Below are 13,075 nucleotides of genomic sequence, written 5' to 3' on the forward strand. Positions count from 1 at the left end.
TTGCGGGCCTGGTCGGCCAGGTGGGCGGGCATGGGGTCGTGGCGGACGAAGTGGCGGCGGAACGTGCCGGTGCCGGCGGTCATCGAACGCAGCTCCACCGCGTACCGGAGCAGTTCGATGGCCGGCACCTCGGCGCGGACGAGGGTGCGGCCCTCGGCGTCGGGGTCCGGTTCGGTGCCGAGCACCCGGCCGCGCCGGCCGGAGAGGTCACCCATCACGGTGCCGACCGAGCCGTCCGGGATGCGGATGGTGACCTCGTCGATGGGTTCCAGCAGGGCCGGCTGGCCGCGCTCGGCGGCGTCGCGCAGGGCAAGCGCGCCGGCGGTCTGGAAGGCCGCGTCGGACGAGTCGACGCTGTGCGCCTTGCCGTCGACGAGGGTGACCCGCAGGTCCACGACCGGGTGGCCGGCGACCAGGCCGCGTTCGAGCTGGGCGCGGACGCCCTTCTCCACCGAGGGGATGTAGTTGTGCGGCACGGCGCCGCCGACGACCCGGTCGACGAACTCGAAGCCGGCGCCGCGGGGCAGCGGCTCGACCTCGATGTCGCAGACCGCGTACTGGCCGTGGCCGCCGGACTGCTTGACGTGCCGGCCGTGCCCGGATGCCGGCGCGGTGAGCGTCTCGCGCAGCGACACCTTGACCGGTTCGGTGTCCAGTTCGACGCCGCCGGCGCGGAGCCGGTCGAGCACCACGTCGGCGTGGGCCTCGCCCATGCACCAGAGCACCAGCTGGTGGGTCTCGGCGTTGCGGTCGAGTCGCAGGGTCGGGTCACCGGCGACCAGTCGGGCCAGGTTGCGGGCGAGGGCGTCCTCGTCGGCGCGGCTGCGGGCGACGATCGCCACCGGCAGCAGCGGCTCCGGCATCTCCCAGGGGGCGATCAGCAGCGGGTCGTCCTTGGCCGAGATCGTGTCGCCGGTCTCGGCGCTGCCCGACTTGGTGATCGCGCAGATGTCGCCGGCCACGCAGAGCGGCACCTCCCGCAGGGTCGCGCCGAGCGGGGTGTAGATGTGCCCAACCCGCTCGTCGGCGTCGTGGTCGGGGTGGCCCCGGTCGGCCATGCCGTGCCCGGAGACGTGCACGGTCTGCTCGGGGCGCAACGTGCCGGAGAAGACCCGGACCAGCGAGACCCGGCCGACGTGCCGGTCGACGGTGGTCTTGACCACCTCGGCGACGAGCGGCCCGGTCGGGTCGCAGGTCAGCGGTGGGCGGGGGGAGCCGTCCACGCCGGCGACCGCCGGCAGTTCGTGCTCCAGGGGCGACGGGAACGCGGCGGTCAGCACCTCCAGCAGCGCGTCCAGGCCGACGCCGGTCTCGGCGCAGACCGGCACCACCGGGTAGAAGTGCCCACGGGCGACGGCCTTCTCCAGATCCTCGATGAGCACCTCGTCGGTGATCTCCTCGCCGTCGAGGTACCGGTCCATGAGGGTCTCGTCCTCGCTCTCGGCGATGATCCCCTCGATCAGCTCGTCGCGGGACTCGTCGATGGCCCGCTGGTGCTCCGGGTCCGGGTCGCGGACGTCGGCGGGAAGCCCGGCGCTGTAGTCGAAGACCCGGCGGGTGATCAGGCCGAGCAGACCCTCGGTGGAGACGCCGTCGTCGCCGAGCATCGGCAGGTAGAGCGGCATCACGTTGTCGCCGAAGAGGCGCTGGCAGAGCGCCACCGTCTCGTCGAAGTCGGCGCGGGGCTGGTCCAGTCGGGCCACCGCGACCGCGCGGGGCATGTCGACCGCCGCGCACTCCTCCCACAGCGCCACCGTGGCGGCGTCCATGCCGCCCGCCGCGGAGACGATGAACAGGGCGGCGTCGGCGGCCCGCAGACCGGCGCGCAACTCGCCGACGAAGTCGGCGTACCCGGGCGTGTCCAGCAGGTTGACCTTGATGCCGTTGTGCAGCAGCGGCGCGCAGGACAGGCTCACCGAGCGCTGCTGGCGCACGGCCGCCGGGTCGTGGTCGCCGACGGTGGTGCCGTCGATGACGCTGCCGGCCCGCCCGATGGTGCCGGTGGCGGCGAGCAGCGCCTCGACCAGGGTGGTCTTGCCCGCGCCGGAATGCCCGACGAGCACCACGTTGCGTACCCGGTCGGGCTCGGTCACCACCGGCGTGCCGCCGGTGGACCCCTTCTCGTGATTCTTCTGCGCCATGGGGCGCACCTCCCTCAGCCGGTGGTGGGTGGCGACCGCCGCGCGACGGGAAGCGGCCCGGGGCGAGTGCGCGGCGATATCCTCCGGTGGTCTGCTGCACAGCGGGAACGGGACGGGCGGACGGGTGAGCTGGCTCACCTCCCCGGCTCGATCTCACACCCGTTGTCGGGTCGACACAAGCCTGCCCGGCGGGTCGGCGGTACCGGCCGTGTCGGCGGAGCTGGGCGGACCGTTATCGTGGGGACCGCCATGGCGAAGATCTTCCAAGTGTCGGCCCGCGCGGGGATGACCCGCGTCGTCGAGCCGATTGCCCGCGCCCTGCTGCGCGCGGGCGTCACCCCCAATGCCGTCACCGTCGCGGGCACCGTTGGTGTGCTCGTCGGCGCGCTCGGCTTCGGTGCCCGCGGCCATCTGGTCGCGGGCGCGTTGATCGTCACCCTGTTCGCGCTCACCGACCTGCTCGACGGGACGATGGCCCGGATGAGCGGCGGTTCCACCCGGTTCGGCGCGTTCCTCGATTCGAGCATGGACCGGGTCGCCGACAGCGCCGTCTTCGGCGCGGTCGCGTACTGGCTGGCCACCCAGGGCAACCACTCCGGGGTGGCCGCCGCGCTGGTCTGTCTGGCCGCCGGCGGTCTGGTCTCCTACGTCAAGGCCCGCGCCGAGGGGCTCGGCATGACCTGCAACGTGGGCATCGCCGAGCGCACCGAGCGGCTGCTGATCGTCGGGGTCGGCGGGATCCTCACCGGCGTCGGCGTCGATCCGGCGCTGGAGATCGCGCTGTGGCTGCTCGCCGCGGTGTCGATCTTCACGGTGGGGCAGCGGATGGCACACGTCTACCGCCAGGCCCAGCAGCTCCAGCCGGACGGCCAGGCGTGAGCGGCGCGTTGCCGCCCCGGCGCCGGACGACCGGCGGCCGGGTCGCGTGAACCTCACCGAACTGGGCTACGTCGCCGGCTGGCGGATCGTCCGCGCGTTGCCCCGGCCGCTGGTGGCGGCGGCGCTCCAGGCGGGCGCGGACCGCGCCCACCGACGCGGCGGCGGGGGTACGGAGCGACTGCGCGCGAACCTGCGCCGGGTGGTCGGCCCGGAACTGCCCGAGGCCGAGCTGGACGATCTCGTCAGGCGCGGGTTGCGCTCGTACGCCCGGTACTGGATGGAGGCGTTCCGGCTGCCCGCGTTGAGCCGGTCGCAGATCCTGTCCGGTTTCCGGCTCGACGGCGCCGAACTGCTCGCCGCCGACGTGGCCGCCGGCCGGGGCGCGGTGGTGGCGCTGCCGCACGCCGGCAACTGGGACGCCGCGGGCGCCTGGGTGGCGGCCACCGGTTGGCCGATCGCCACCGTCATGGAGCGGCTCAAACCGGAGGCCGTGTACGAGCGCTTCATGGCCTTCCGAAAGGGCCTGGGGATGGAGATCCTGCCGACTCACGGGGGGCCGCGTCCGGCGTTCGACGTGCTGCTGGACCGCGTCCGGGCCGGAGCGGTGGTGCCGCTGCTGGCCGACCGGGACCTCTCCGCCCGCGGGGTGGAGGTGGACTTCTTCGGCGGGAAGACCCGGATGCCGGCCGGGCCGGCGCTGTTGGCGCTGCACACCGGCGCGCCGCTCTACGTGGCCTCGATGTGGTACGAACCGGACGCGGCGTGTGCGTCGCTCGCCGGTCCGCTGCCGGTGCCGGGGCCCGAGGCGGGGCCTCTGGACCAGCGCGTCCGTTCGGTGACGCAGCTGATCGCCGACCGTCTGGCGGCGGGTATCGCCCGGCATCCGGAAGACTGGCACATGTTGCAGCGGATGTGGCTGGACCAGCGGGGGTCGGGGGGCGGCACGGCGCTGCCCTCGTCGTCCGCCGGCCGGTCCTAAAAGGGGGTGGGCACGGTGGGATGGTGTCCCGCGGACGAGGGGCGCTGACGCATGCGGATCGGCATCGTGTGCCCGTACTCCTTCGACGTCCCCGGCGGCGTGCAGAACCACGTGATGGACCTCGCCGAGGCGCTGATCGCCCTCGGTCACGAGGTCAGCGTGCTGGCCCCGGCCGACGAGGACTCCCCGCTGCCGCCGTACGTGGTGTCGGCCGGGCGGGCGGTGCCGCTGCCGTACAACGGCTCGGTGGCCCGGATCGCGTTCGGGCCGGTCTCCACGGCCCGGGTCCGGCGCTGGATCACGCACGGCGACTTCGACGTGCTGCACGTGCACGAGCCGCTCACGTTGAGTCTGTCGCTGCTGGCCGTGCTCTCCGCGCGGGGGCCGGTGGTGGCCACGTTCCACACCGCGATGACCCGCTCGCGGGTGCTGGCGGCCGCCCAGGGTGTGCTCCAGATCGTGCTGGAGCGGATCACCGCCCGCATCGCGGTGAGCGCGCTGGCCCGCAAGGTGCAGGTCGAGCACATGGACGGCGGCGCCGTGGAGATCCCCAACGGGGTGGCGGTGGCCAAGTTCGCCGACGCCGAGCCGTTGCCGGGGTGGCCGGGGGAGTGCGCCGTGGGTACGGGCGGCACGCTGGGCTTCCTGGGCCGGTTCACCGAGGCGCGCAAGGGTTTCCCGGTGCTGCGGGACGCGTTCGTGGCGCTGGCCGACACGCGGCCCGGGCTGCGGCTGCTGGTCGCCGGCCCGGGTGACCCCGACGACCTGTACGACCAGTTCCCGCCCGAGCTGCACGAGCGGATCACCTTCCTCGGTCTGGTCACCGAACCGGACAAGGCGCGGATGCTGCGCAGCGTGCACCTCTACGTGGCGCCGAACACCGGGGGTGAGTCGTTCGGCATGATCCTCACCGAGGCCCTGGCGGCCGGTACGACTGTGGTCGCCAGTGACCTGGACGCGTTCCGGCGGGTGCTCGACGGCGGGCGGGCGGGGCGGCTCTTCCCGACCGGCGATCCGGTGGGGTTGCGGCACGCGGTGGGCGAGCTGTTGGACGATCCGGCCGGCCGGGCCGCCCTGAGCGCCTGCGGCGATCAGGTGGTGGCGAATTTCGACTGGCCGGTGGTTGCCCGCCGTGTTCTGGAGGTATACGCAGCGGCGATCGAGGCGACCGACGGGCGGGTCATCGACCAGGAGTGGGTGGGGCTGGGCTGAGCCGGTGTGACGGATGGTGCGATCGTGACCCGTGCAGACCGGGGTGAGCGCGCCCAATCGGAGGCGAACGGAGCAGCACTACGATGCCGCACATGTGGTGGGTGGTGGCCGGGAGCGTGGTCGTGGGGCTGGTCGCGGCGTACCTCATCTGGACCGCCGGTCGGGTCGAGCGGCTGCAGGGCCGCGCGGAGCTGGCGGCCCGGGCTCTCGACGCCCACCTGTTGCGCCGGGCGGCGGCCGCGGCCGTGCTGGCGGAGCGCCGCTTCGGCGTCGAGTTGTACGCGGCGGCGCGTATCGCGCTGGACGCGCAGCCCGAGGAGCGGGAGGCGGCGGAGAACGACCTGACCCGGCAGTTGCGGTCGGTGCGGTTGGACCCGGCCGATCCGGACTGCGGGGCGGTGATTGCCGCGAGTCGCCGGCTGGCGCTGTCCCGGCAGGTGCACACCGACCTGGTCCGGGACGCCCGTTCGGCGCGCAGTCGTCCACTGGTGCGGTTGTTGCGGATGGGGCGGGGTCACGAGTGGCCGCGGTACTTCGACATCGACGATCCGACCCTGACGGTGCCGGCGGACGTGCCCGCGAGCTGACCCGGGGCGGTGAGCGGTGCCACACCGCAGGCCACCGGGGGGCTGATTGGCTGTCGGTGTGGCGTTGTGCCGTACGTAGCATTTTTCTGCCACCCCCACCGCACGTCCGAGGAGCGATGAGCCGTGTCTGAAACCACTGCCCCGACCACCGGCACCACCCCCGTCGTCGGCACCGCTCGCGTGAAGCGGGGCATGGCCGAGATGCTCAAGGGCGGCGTGATCATGGATGTGGTCAACGCCGAGCAGGCCAAGATCGCCGAAGACGCCGGGGCGGTCGCGGTGATGGCCCTGGAGCGGGTGCCCGCCGACATCCGCGCGCAGGGCGGGGTCTCCCGGATGAGCGACCCCGACATGATCGACGGGATCATCGAGGCGGTCTCCATCCCGGTGATGGCCAAGGCCCGCATCGGGCACTTCGTGGAGGCGCAGATCCTCCAGTCCCTCGGCGTGGACTACGTCGACGAGTCCGAGGTGCTGACCCCGGCCGACTACGCCAACCACATCGACAAGTGGGCCTTCACGGTCCCCTTCGTCTGTGGCGCGACCAACCTGGGCGAGGCGCTGCGCCGGATCACCGAGGGCGCGGCCATGATCCGCTCCAAGGGTGAGGCCGGCACCGGTGACGTCTCCAACGCCACCACCCACATGCGGAAGATCCGCCAGGAGATCCGCCGGCTCTCCTCGCTGCCGGCCGACGAGCTGTACGTCGCGGCCAAGGAGTTGCAGGCCCCGTACGAGCTGGTCAAGGAGGTCGCCGAGAGCGGCAGGCTGCCGGTGGTGCTGTTCACCGCGGGCGGGATCGCTACCCCGGCGGACGCCGCGATGATGATGCAGCTCGGCGCGGAGGGCGTCTTCGTCGGCTCGGGCATCTTCAAGGCCGGCAACCCGGCCCAGCGGGCCGCAGCGATCGTCAAGGCCACCACCTTCCACGACGACCCGGACGTGCTGGCGAAGGTCTCCCGAGGTCTGGGCGAGGCGATGGTCGGCATCAACGTGGACGAGATCCCGCAGCCGCACCGCCTGGCCGAGCGGGGTTGGTGACGGTCGCCGCCCGTTCGGGCGGCGTGACGCGGAGAGGAACGGTGCGAACGTGACGGCACCCGTGATCGGTGTGCTCGCACTGCAGGGCGACGTCCGGGAGCATGTGGCGGCGCTGGCCGCGGCGGGCGCGGATGCCCGCCCGGTCCGCCGTCCGAGCGAGCTGGACGCGGTCGACGGGCTGGTGATCCCGGGGGGCGAGTCCACCACCATCAGCAAGCTCGCCGACATCTTCGACATGCGCGAGCCGATCGACAAGCAAATAGCCGACGGCATGCCGGTCTACGGCTCCTGCGCCGGAATGATCATGCTGGCCACCGAGGTGCTGGACGGTCGGGCCGACCAGCGCGGCTTCGCCGGCATCGACATGACGGTACGGCGTAACGCGTTCGGCCGGCAGGTCGACTCGTTCGAGGCGCCGGTGGAGGTTGCCGGCGTGCCGGGGGAGCCGTTCCACGCGGTGTTCATCCGCGCGCCGTGGGTCGAGCGCGTCGGCGCGGCCGTCCAGGTGATCGGGAAGGTGACCGGCGGCCCGGCCGCCGAGCGGATCGTGGCGGTGCGGCAGGGCAACCTGCTGGCCACCTCGTTCCACCCTGAGCTGACGGGTGACCTGCGCGTACACGCGTACTTCGTGGAGCTGGTGCGGGCCGCCTGAGCGGCGGACGCGGGCGGACGGGCATGAATCCCGCCCCCGGATCGTTGGTCTGGTCGGGCCCCGGCGCCCCGGGCAGGTCCCGGGTGTGACATGGCGGGGTGTGACCTCGGTAAGATTGCCGCGGTTCGGCAGGGCCGTCGCCCGGCGCGGCACTCCCGCGGGGCCGACCGGCCGCCGGATCGCCGAATGCGGCGCGGAATCGGTGCGGCAGTCGACGCAGGCGTGCAATGACAGACGGAGGTAGAAGATGTCCGGCCACTCAAAGTGGGCGACGACCAAGCACAAGAAGGCCGTCATCGACGCCAAGCGCGGCAAGATGTTCGCCAAGCTGATCAAGAACGTCGAGGTGGCCGCGCGGACCGGCGGCGGCGACCCCTCCGGTAACCCGACACTCTTCGACGCCATCCAGAAGGCGAAGAAGAGCTCGGTGCCGAACGACAACATCGACCGCGCCGTCAAGCGCGGCTCCGGCCTGGAGGCCGGCGGCGCCGACTGGCAGACGATCATGTACGAGGGCTACGGCCCGAACGGCGTGGCCATGCTCATCGAGTGCCTCACCGACAACCGCAACCGGGCCGCGACCGAGGTGCGTACCGCGCTGACCCGCAACGGCGGCTCGCTCGCCGACGCCGGCTCGGTGTCGTACATGTTCTCCCGCAAGGGAGTGGTGATCGTGCCCAAGGAGGGCACCAGCGAGGACGACGTGATGATGGCAGTCCTCGACGCCGGCGCCGAGGAGGTCAACGACCTCGGTGAGGCGTTCGAGGTGGTCTCCGAGCCGACCGACCTGATCCCGGTGCGGACGGCGTTGCAGGACGCCGGCATCGAGTACGAGTCCGCCGAGTCCTCCCTGATCCCCAGCATGAACGTCCCGCTGGACGAGGAGGGCGCCCGCAAGATCTTCAAGCTGATCGACGTCCTGGAGGACTGCGACGACGTGCAGAACGTCTACGCGAACTTCGACGTCAGCGACGACGTGATGGCGGCCGTCGACGCCTGAGGTCCGGCCCGTCCGGCCTGCCCGGCGTGATCCACACCAGGTCGCCGATGTGGGGGTGTCCGCGCGAGCGGTTGCCCCCACATCGGCGACCTGACGTGTGTCAGCGCCCCCTTGGTCGGCTCGGGATGACGGGTGCCACTGGCAGCAGCCCGGCGGGCCGCACGAAGATCGACCGTCGGGCGATCGCGTCCAGTCTCGGCCCCACCTCGTAGCCGTCGAGCCAGACCCACCCGTCATAGGTTGGCCAGTCGAGAACGCGGATGACGCGGAACAGGATCGGCTGGCTGAACTGGATACTCGCCGCGCGGGTGACCTGAACGAGGTCACCCGCCCGCACGGCCGCCGGATTTCCGGTCGCGCCACGCCTTGAGATGATCACTTGCCTCGGCCAGCCGGGGACACGAACCATCCGGGCCGCACCTGGTGCAGACGTTGCGATGATGAAAGTCGATCACGTAGGTCGCCATCGTCACGAGAAACGGCGGCTCGGGTCGGGGCTCCTCACCCATCATGGCGATCACCTCGCTGGGGCGACGCCGCACTCTTCTTCGCGCTCGACGCGGGCGGCGTGGTGAGCCGGTAGGCGCCAGCCCGGTCCGGGAACCGGGTCCGCTCCACCACGTCGACTGGCTCATCCGGTCGGTGAAACCACTTCCAACGGCACACGGCCTGCCTCCCGAGATCAATGCGAGTAGGGCATCTAGCAGGCAGGATTCAGCACCGTCGAAGCTGTATGCAACACTCCACGTGAGACGTTCATGCTGAGATGCAGCTTCGTGTTGGTGATGCGCGGGACGTCTCGCGACGCGCCGCATGACGGCTCAGAATGAGACGAGGACGGGTGCCCATGACCGAAGTCGGATCGACTGTTCCCAGGCGGGAGCTTGGTCGACTGCTGCGACAGGCCAGGGAGCGGGCGGGGATAGGCCTCGAAGCCGCAGCTTCTGATCTTGAATGGTCTCGGGCGAAGATGTATCGCATCGAGTCTGGTCAGACCCCCATGCGGGCACTGGACGTCGAGCAGATGTGCCGGCTCTATGGTGCCGCCGACGAGATGACCGAGGTCCTGGTAGGGCTTGCGAGAGAGTCCAAGAGCAAGGGCTGGTATCACGCCTATGGCGAGATCATCCCTAGGTGGTTCGAGCTCTATGTCGGTCTGGAATCGGCGGCCTGCCGTATCCGTACTTATGAGCACGCCTTGGTGCCTGGCCTACTACAGACGCAGACTTACACAGCCGAGGTGATCCGCACTCGCCAGGGCGTCTCCGACGACGAGGTAGCGAAACTTGTGGGGCTCAGGAGTGAGCGACAGCGTCTGCTCGCCCGAAAGCGACCTGCCGCACCTGAACTTGAAGTGATCATCGAGGAGGCGGTGCTTTACAAGCGCGTTCGCGGGATGGCTGAGCAGATTGAGCGTTTGATCACCGCTGGCAATTCGTCCACCGTGTCCGTCCGGATTGTGCCACTCGCCGAAGGTTTGAGCCGAGCAGCGATTGCTGGCAGCTTCGTAATCTTGGACTTCCCGACGAGCGGTGCCAGGTCAGCGGAGCCGACGACCGTCTACAACGAGGGATTGTCGGGAGCGTTGTATCTCGATCGCCTTGAGGAGGTCAGAGCGTACGCCGAGGTGTGGAATACGCTCACGACTCGCGCGCTGAGCGCCGAGGATTCGTGCAGGCTCATGCGAGAGATCAAGGAGAGGCACCATGACTGACCTGACTGTGGCGACGTGGCGAAAGAGCACGAGGAGCAGCGATTCCGGCAACTGCGTGGAGGTCGCGGACAACATTCCCGGTGTCGTGGCCATCCGGGACAGCAAGGACGTCGAGGGGCCGGCGCTCACCTTCTCCCCGGCGGCCTGGGCCGCGTTCGTGACGCACGCCAAGGCCGCCGAGTAGCACCCAACGCCTGATCGACTCGATGTCGTGGAAGGTGCGGGCGAGCGAGGAGATTCCGGGGGAGATGGTGGAACGCCGATTCGCGCCGGGTGACGTGGTCGTCCGGCGGGAGATCCTGCGGGGCGAGGTCTGGTTCGGATGCCCGACGATCTGCGTCGAGGACTCGCCCGACCTGCTCGCCCTCTACCTCCCGCCGGGGGCGGAGTTCGGCTTCCCGACCGACGGCGTCTTCCCGTGTGGACGGCACCCGTGGGAGACGGCCGGGCACCGTTCCTGGTCGGGGCACGGCAAGCTGATGCTGCACCGGCCGGGCGAGGCGCACTCGGTGGACGTGTTCTGGACGGGTCCGCGACGCGACTTCGCGGGCTGGTACTTCAACCTGCAGGATCCGCTGCGGCGTACCCCGATCGGGGTGGACACCCTCGACCACGAGCTGGACCTGTGGTGGGCCGCGGACGCCGAGGGGTACGTCTGGAAGGACGTGGAGATGTTCGCGCAGCGCCTCGTCGAGGGGCGCTACCCGGGCATGGCGGACGCGATCCGGGGCGAGGGGGACCGGATCGCCGCCCTGCTCGACGCCGGTGAGCGCTGGTGGGACCCGGCGTGGGCGCGGTGGCAACCCGACCCGGCCTGGACAGCGCCCCCGCTGCCCGCCGGCTGGGACACGGTGCCACCGGCCCGTTGACCGTTGGCTCAGCCGATGGTCTCCCGCTCCCGCCACGCCGTCCGCAGCGACGTCCGGCCGTTGGTCCGTAGCAGCGACCCCTCGTAGATCCGCGCGCCGCCGACGAGGAACGCGCCGGCGGCGGCCAGCAGGACAGCCAGCGACACGAACGGCTCCCAGCCGGCCGCGTCCCCGGTGAACAGTCGCAGCGGCATCGCCGTGGGCGACGAGAACGGCAGGTAGGACAGCACCCGCATGGCCTCCGCGTTGTCGTTCAGGAAGATCACCGCGAAGAACGGCAGCATCACCGCGAGCTGCACCGGCGTCGACACACCGGCGATGTCCTCCTGCCGGTTGACAAGCGCCCCGGCGGCCGCCCACATCGCCGCCAACAGCACGAAGCCGAGCAGGAAGAACGGCACGAACCAGCCGATCGCCGGGGCGAGCAGGGTGAGCAGCCCGCCGCTGTCACCGATCCGCATGCCGATCACCGCGACCACCGCGATCAGCGCGATCTGCCCCAGCGCCAGCAGCGCCCCCGCCACCACCTTGCCGGCCAGCAGCGCCCGCACGGGCACGGCGGCCACCAGGATCTCCACGATCCGGGTCTGCTTCTCCTCGGTGACGCTCTGCGCGATCTGCACGCCGAACGTCTGCGAGGTGATGAAGAAGACGAACGCGAAGACGAACGGCACCAGGAAGGCCACCACCGGGTCGACCGCGTCCGGGTCGAGCAGCCGCACCGGCGGCGCGCTGCTCAGTGCGCGTACGACGTCGTCGGGCGCCTCGTCCATGGCGAGCACCGTCGGCCCGGCGACCACCGCGGCGTCGGTGTCCCCGTCCCGGACGGCCTGTTCGGCGGCCCGGTCGTCGGGCACGACCCGGACGTCGAGGCCGGCGTCGCGCAGCGGACCGGCGGCCTCCTGGGTGACCGCCACGCTCTCCGGACCGCCGGAGAGCAGCGGCGGCAGGATCGTGCCCGCCGCGGCGATCAGCAGGAAGAAGAGCGTGCCGAACAGGAAGGTGCGGTCGCGCAGCTTGACCCGGATCTCGCGTTCGGCGACCAACCGGGTGGCCTGGGTGACGTTCACTGGGTGACCTCTCGGAAGATCTCGGTGAGCGAGGGACTGACCGGGCGGAAGGCGCGGACCGGACCGCGGGCCAGGGCGGCGTGCAGCACGGACTGTTCGTCGGCGCCCGCCGGCAGGTCGAACACCACCCGCGCGCCGTCCAGCTCGACCAGGGTCACGCCGGGCTCGTCGCGGACCCAGCCGGCGTCGGTCGCCACGATGAGCTCGTAGCGGGGCACGGTGTACGTGTCGCGGAGCTGCCGCCGGCTGCCGGCGGCCCGGATCACCCCGTCGGCGATGATGACCAGGTCGTCGCAGAGCCGCTCGACCACGTCGAGCTGGTGGCTGGAGAAGAGCACCGGCGCGCCGGCGGAGGCCCGTTCCCGTAGCACGGCGACGACCGTGTCGACGGCCAGCGGGTCCAGCCCGGAGAACGGCTCGTCGAGCACCAGCACCTCCGGATCGTGCACCAGGGCGGCGGCGATCTGGGCGCGCTGCTGGTTGCCCAGCGACAGCGTCTCCAGCAGGTCGTCGCCCCGCTCGCCGAGACCGACCCGTTCCAGCAGGGCGTCGGTGGAGTGTCGCGCGGCTGCCGCGTCCAGGCCGTGCAACCGGCCCAGGTAGGTCACCTGCTCCCGCGCGGTCATCTTGGGGTAGAGACCCCGCTCCTCCGGCATGTAGCCGAAGCGCCGCCGGTCCTGCCGGGTCAGCTTCCTGCCGCCCCAGCTCACCTCGCCCGCGTCCGGGGCGAGCACGCCCAGGATGATGCGCATGGAGGTGGTCTTGCCGGCGCCGTTGGCGCCCACGAAGCCGGTCATCCGGCCGGCGGCCACCTCGAAGGACACGTTCCTGAGTACCTGCCGGTCGCCGAAGCTGCGGTCGACGCCGTCCAGGCGCAGCGTGCTTGTCACGCGCCCACGCTAGATCGGGTACGTCCGAGCGCCGTCCGCCC

14 protein-coding genes are annotated in these 13,075 nt (G+C 71.4%); 10 read left to right on the forward strand and 4 right to left on the reverse strand.

What is annotated here, in order from left to right; genetic code table 11:
• A partial coding sequence (locus FHG89_RS29045) for an elongation factor G-like protein EF-G2 (RefSeq protein ID WP_139587597.1) occupies nucleotides 1–2,141 on the reverse strand: 2,141 nt, incomplete at its 3' end.
• A gap of 249 nt (nucleotides 2,142–2,390) precedes the next feature.
• Here FHG89_RS29045 and pgsA point away from each other — a divergent pair.
• The 7 genes from pgsA (at nucleotide 2,391) to FHG89_RS29080 (ending at nucleotide 8,491) form a co-directional block, all read left to right on the forward strand.
• Nucleotides 2,391–3,020, forward strand: a complete 630-nt coding sequence (gene pgsA / locus FHG89_RS29050; protein WP_139587598.1) for a phosphatidylinositol phosphate synthase — start codon at nucleotides 2,391–2,393, stop codon at nucleotides 3,018–3,020.
• A gap of 46 nt (nucleotides 3,021–3,066) precedes the next feature.
• Nucleotides 3,067–3,999: a phosphatidylinositol mannoside acyltransferase gene (locus FHG89_RS29055; RefSeq protein ID WP_139587599.1), complete on the forward strand. Its 933-nt coding sequence runs from the start codon at nucleotides 3,067–3,069 to the stop codon at nucleotides 3,997–3,999.
• A gap of 51 nt (nucleotides 4,000–4,050) precedes the next feature.
• Nucleotides 4,051–5,211 (forward strand): glycosyltransferase family 4 protein, encoded by a 1,161-nt coding sequence (locus tag FHG89_RS29060; RefSeq protein WP_139587600.1) that lies wholly within the window; start codon nucleotides 4,051–4,053, stop codon nucleotides 5,209–5,211.
• 83 nt (nucleotides 5,212–5,294) lie between these two features.
• The gene (locus FHG89_RS29065; RefSeq protein WP_139587601.1) at nucleotides 5,295–5,798 is read left to right on the forward strand and encodes a hypothetical protein; all 504 of its coding nucleotides are present in this window, start codon (nucleotides 5,295–5,297) and stop codon (nucleotides 5,796–5,798) included.
• Between the two features lie 123 nt (nucleotides 5,799–5,921).
• Nucleotides 5,922–6,839: a pyridoxal 5'-phosphate synthase lyase subunit PdxS gene (gene pdxS, locus FHG89_RS29070; RefSeq protein ID WP_139587602.1), complete on the forward strand. Its 918-nt coding sequence runs from the start codon at nucleotides 5,922–5,924 to the stop codon at nucleotides 6,837–6,839.
• A 49-nt stretch (nucleotides 6,840–6,888) separates the two neighbouring features.
• Nucleotides 6,889–7,491, forward strand: a complete 603-nt coding sequence (pdxT, locus tag FHG89_RS29075; protein WP_139587603.1) for a pyridoxal 5'-phosphate synthase glutaminase subunit PdxT — start codon at nucleotides 6,889–6,891, stop codon at nucleotides 7,489–7,491.
• A 247-nt stretch (nucleotides 7,492–7,738) separates the two neighbouring features.
• Nucleotides 7,739–8,491 (forward strand): YebC/PmpR family DNA-binding transcriptional regulator, encoded by a 753-nt coding sequence (locus FHG89_RS29080; RefSeq protein WP_139587604.1) that lies wholly within the window; start codon nucleotides 7,739–7,741, stop codon nucleotides 8,489–8,491.
• Nucleotides 8,492–8,591: 100 nt separating this feature from the next.
• Here the strand turns inward: FHG89_RS29080 and FHG89_RS34350 are convergent, their stop codons facing one another.
• Nucleotides 8,592–8,828, reverse strand: coding sequence for a hypothetical protein (locus FHG89_RS34350; protein WP_139587620.1), 237 nt, complete (start codon nucleotides 8,826–8,828; stop codon nucleotides 8,592–8,594).
• 510 nt (nucleotides 8,829–9,338) lie between these two features.
• Here FHG89_RS34350 and FHG89_RS29090 point away from each other — a divergent pair.
• Genes FHG89_RS29090 through FHG89_RS29100 form a run of 3 tightly spaced genes read left to right on the forward strand, consistent with a single transcriptional unit; the run spans nucleotide 9,339 to nucleotide 11,074 of the window.
• Nucleotides 9,339–10,205 (forward strand): helix-turn-helix domain-containing protein, encoded by an 867-nt coding sequence (locus FHG89_RS29090; protein WP_139587605.1) that lies wholly within the window; start codon nucleotides 9,339–9,341, stop codon nucleotides 10,203–10,205.
• Nucleotides 10,198–10,389 carry a DUF397 domain-containing protein gene (locus tag FHG89_RS29095; RefSeq protein WP_139587606.1) on the forward strand — a complete coding sequence of 64 codons (192 nt, stop codon included), beginning with the start codon at nucleotides 10,198–10,200 and terminating at the stop codon, nucleotides 10,387–10,389. Before FHG89_RS29090 ends, FHG89_RS29095 begins: the two co-directional genes overlap by 8 nt.
• Before the next feature lie 22 nt (nucleotides 10,390–10,411).
• Nucleotides 10,412–11,074, forward strand: coding sequence for a ribonuclease FAU-1 family protein (locus FHG89_RS29100; protein ID WP_244295964.1), 663 nt, complete (start codon nucleotides 10,412–10,414; stop codon nucleotides 11,072–11,074).
• 8 nt (nucleotides 11,075–11,082) lie between these two features.
• On the opposite strand, the gene FHG89_RS29105 is transcribed toward FHG89_RS29100, so the two are convergent.
• Together FHG89_RS29105 and FHG89_RS29110 are read right to left on the reverse strand one after the other, a co-directional pair.
• Nucleotides 11,083–12,144, reverse strand: coding sequence for an ABC transporter permease (locus FHG89_RS29105; protein WP_139587607.1), 1,062 nt, complete (start codon nucleotides 12,142–12,144; stop codon nucleotides 11,083–11,085).
• Nucleotides 12,141–13,034 (reverse strand): ABC transporter ATP-binding protein, encoded by an 894-nt coding sequence (locus tag FHG89_RS29110; RefSeq protein WP_139587608.1) that lies wholly within the window; start codon nucleotides 13,032–13,034, stop codon nucleotides 12,141–12,143. Before FHG89_RS29110 ends, FHG89_RS29105 begins: the two co-directional genes overlap by 4 nt.
• Nucleotides 13,035–13,075 lie beyond the last annotated feature (41 nt).

Source organism: Micromonospora orduensis, assembly GCF_006228125.1.
In the GTDB taxonomy this organism is placed as follows: domain Bacteria; phylum Actinomycetota; class Actinomycetes; order Mycobacteriales; family Micromonosporaceae; genus Micromonospora; species Micromonospora orduensis.

Excerpts from the sequence above, each read along its gene's own strand:
- FHG89_RS29100 (WP_244295964.1), top strand. The coding sequence starts at position 10,412 with ATGTCGTGGAAGGTGCGGGCGAGCGAGGAGATTCCGGGGGAGATGGTG.
- FHG89_RS29065 (WP_139587601.1), top strand. The coding sequence starts at position 5,295 with ATGCCGCACATGTGGTGGGTGGTGGCCGGGAGCGTGGTCGTGGGGCTG.
- FHG89_RS29095 (WP_139587606.1), top strand. The coding sequence starts at position 10,198 with ATGACTGACCTGACTGTGGCGACGTGGCGAAAGAGCACGAGGAGCAGC.
- FHG89_RS29080 (WP_139587604.1), top strand. The coding sequence starts at position 7,739 with ATGTCCGGCCACTCAAAGTGGGCGACGACCAAGCACAAGAAGGCCGTC.
- FHG89_RS29090 (WP_139587605.1), top strand. The coding sequence starts at position 9,339 with ATGACCGAAGTCGGATCGACTGTTCCCAGGCGGGAGCTTGGTCGACTG.
- pgsA (WP_139587598.1), top strand. The coding sequence starts at position 2,391 with ATGGCGAAGATCTTCCAAGTGTCGGCCCGCGCGGGGATGACCCGCGTC.
- FHG89_RS29060 (WP_139587600.1), top strand. The coding sequence starts at position 4,051 with ATGCGGATCGGCATCGTGTGCCCGTACTCCTTCGACGTCCCCGGCGGC.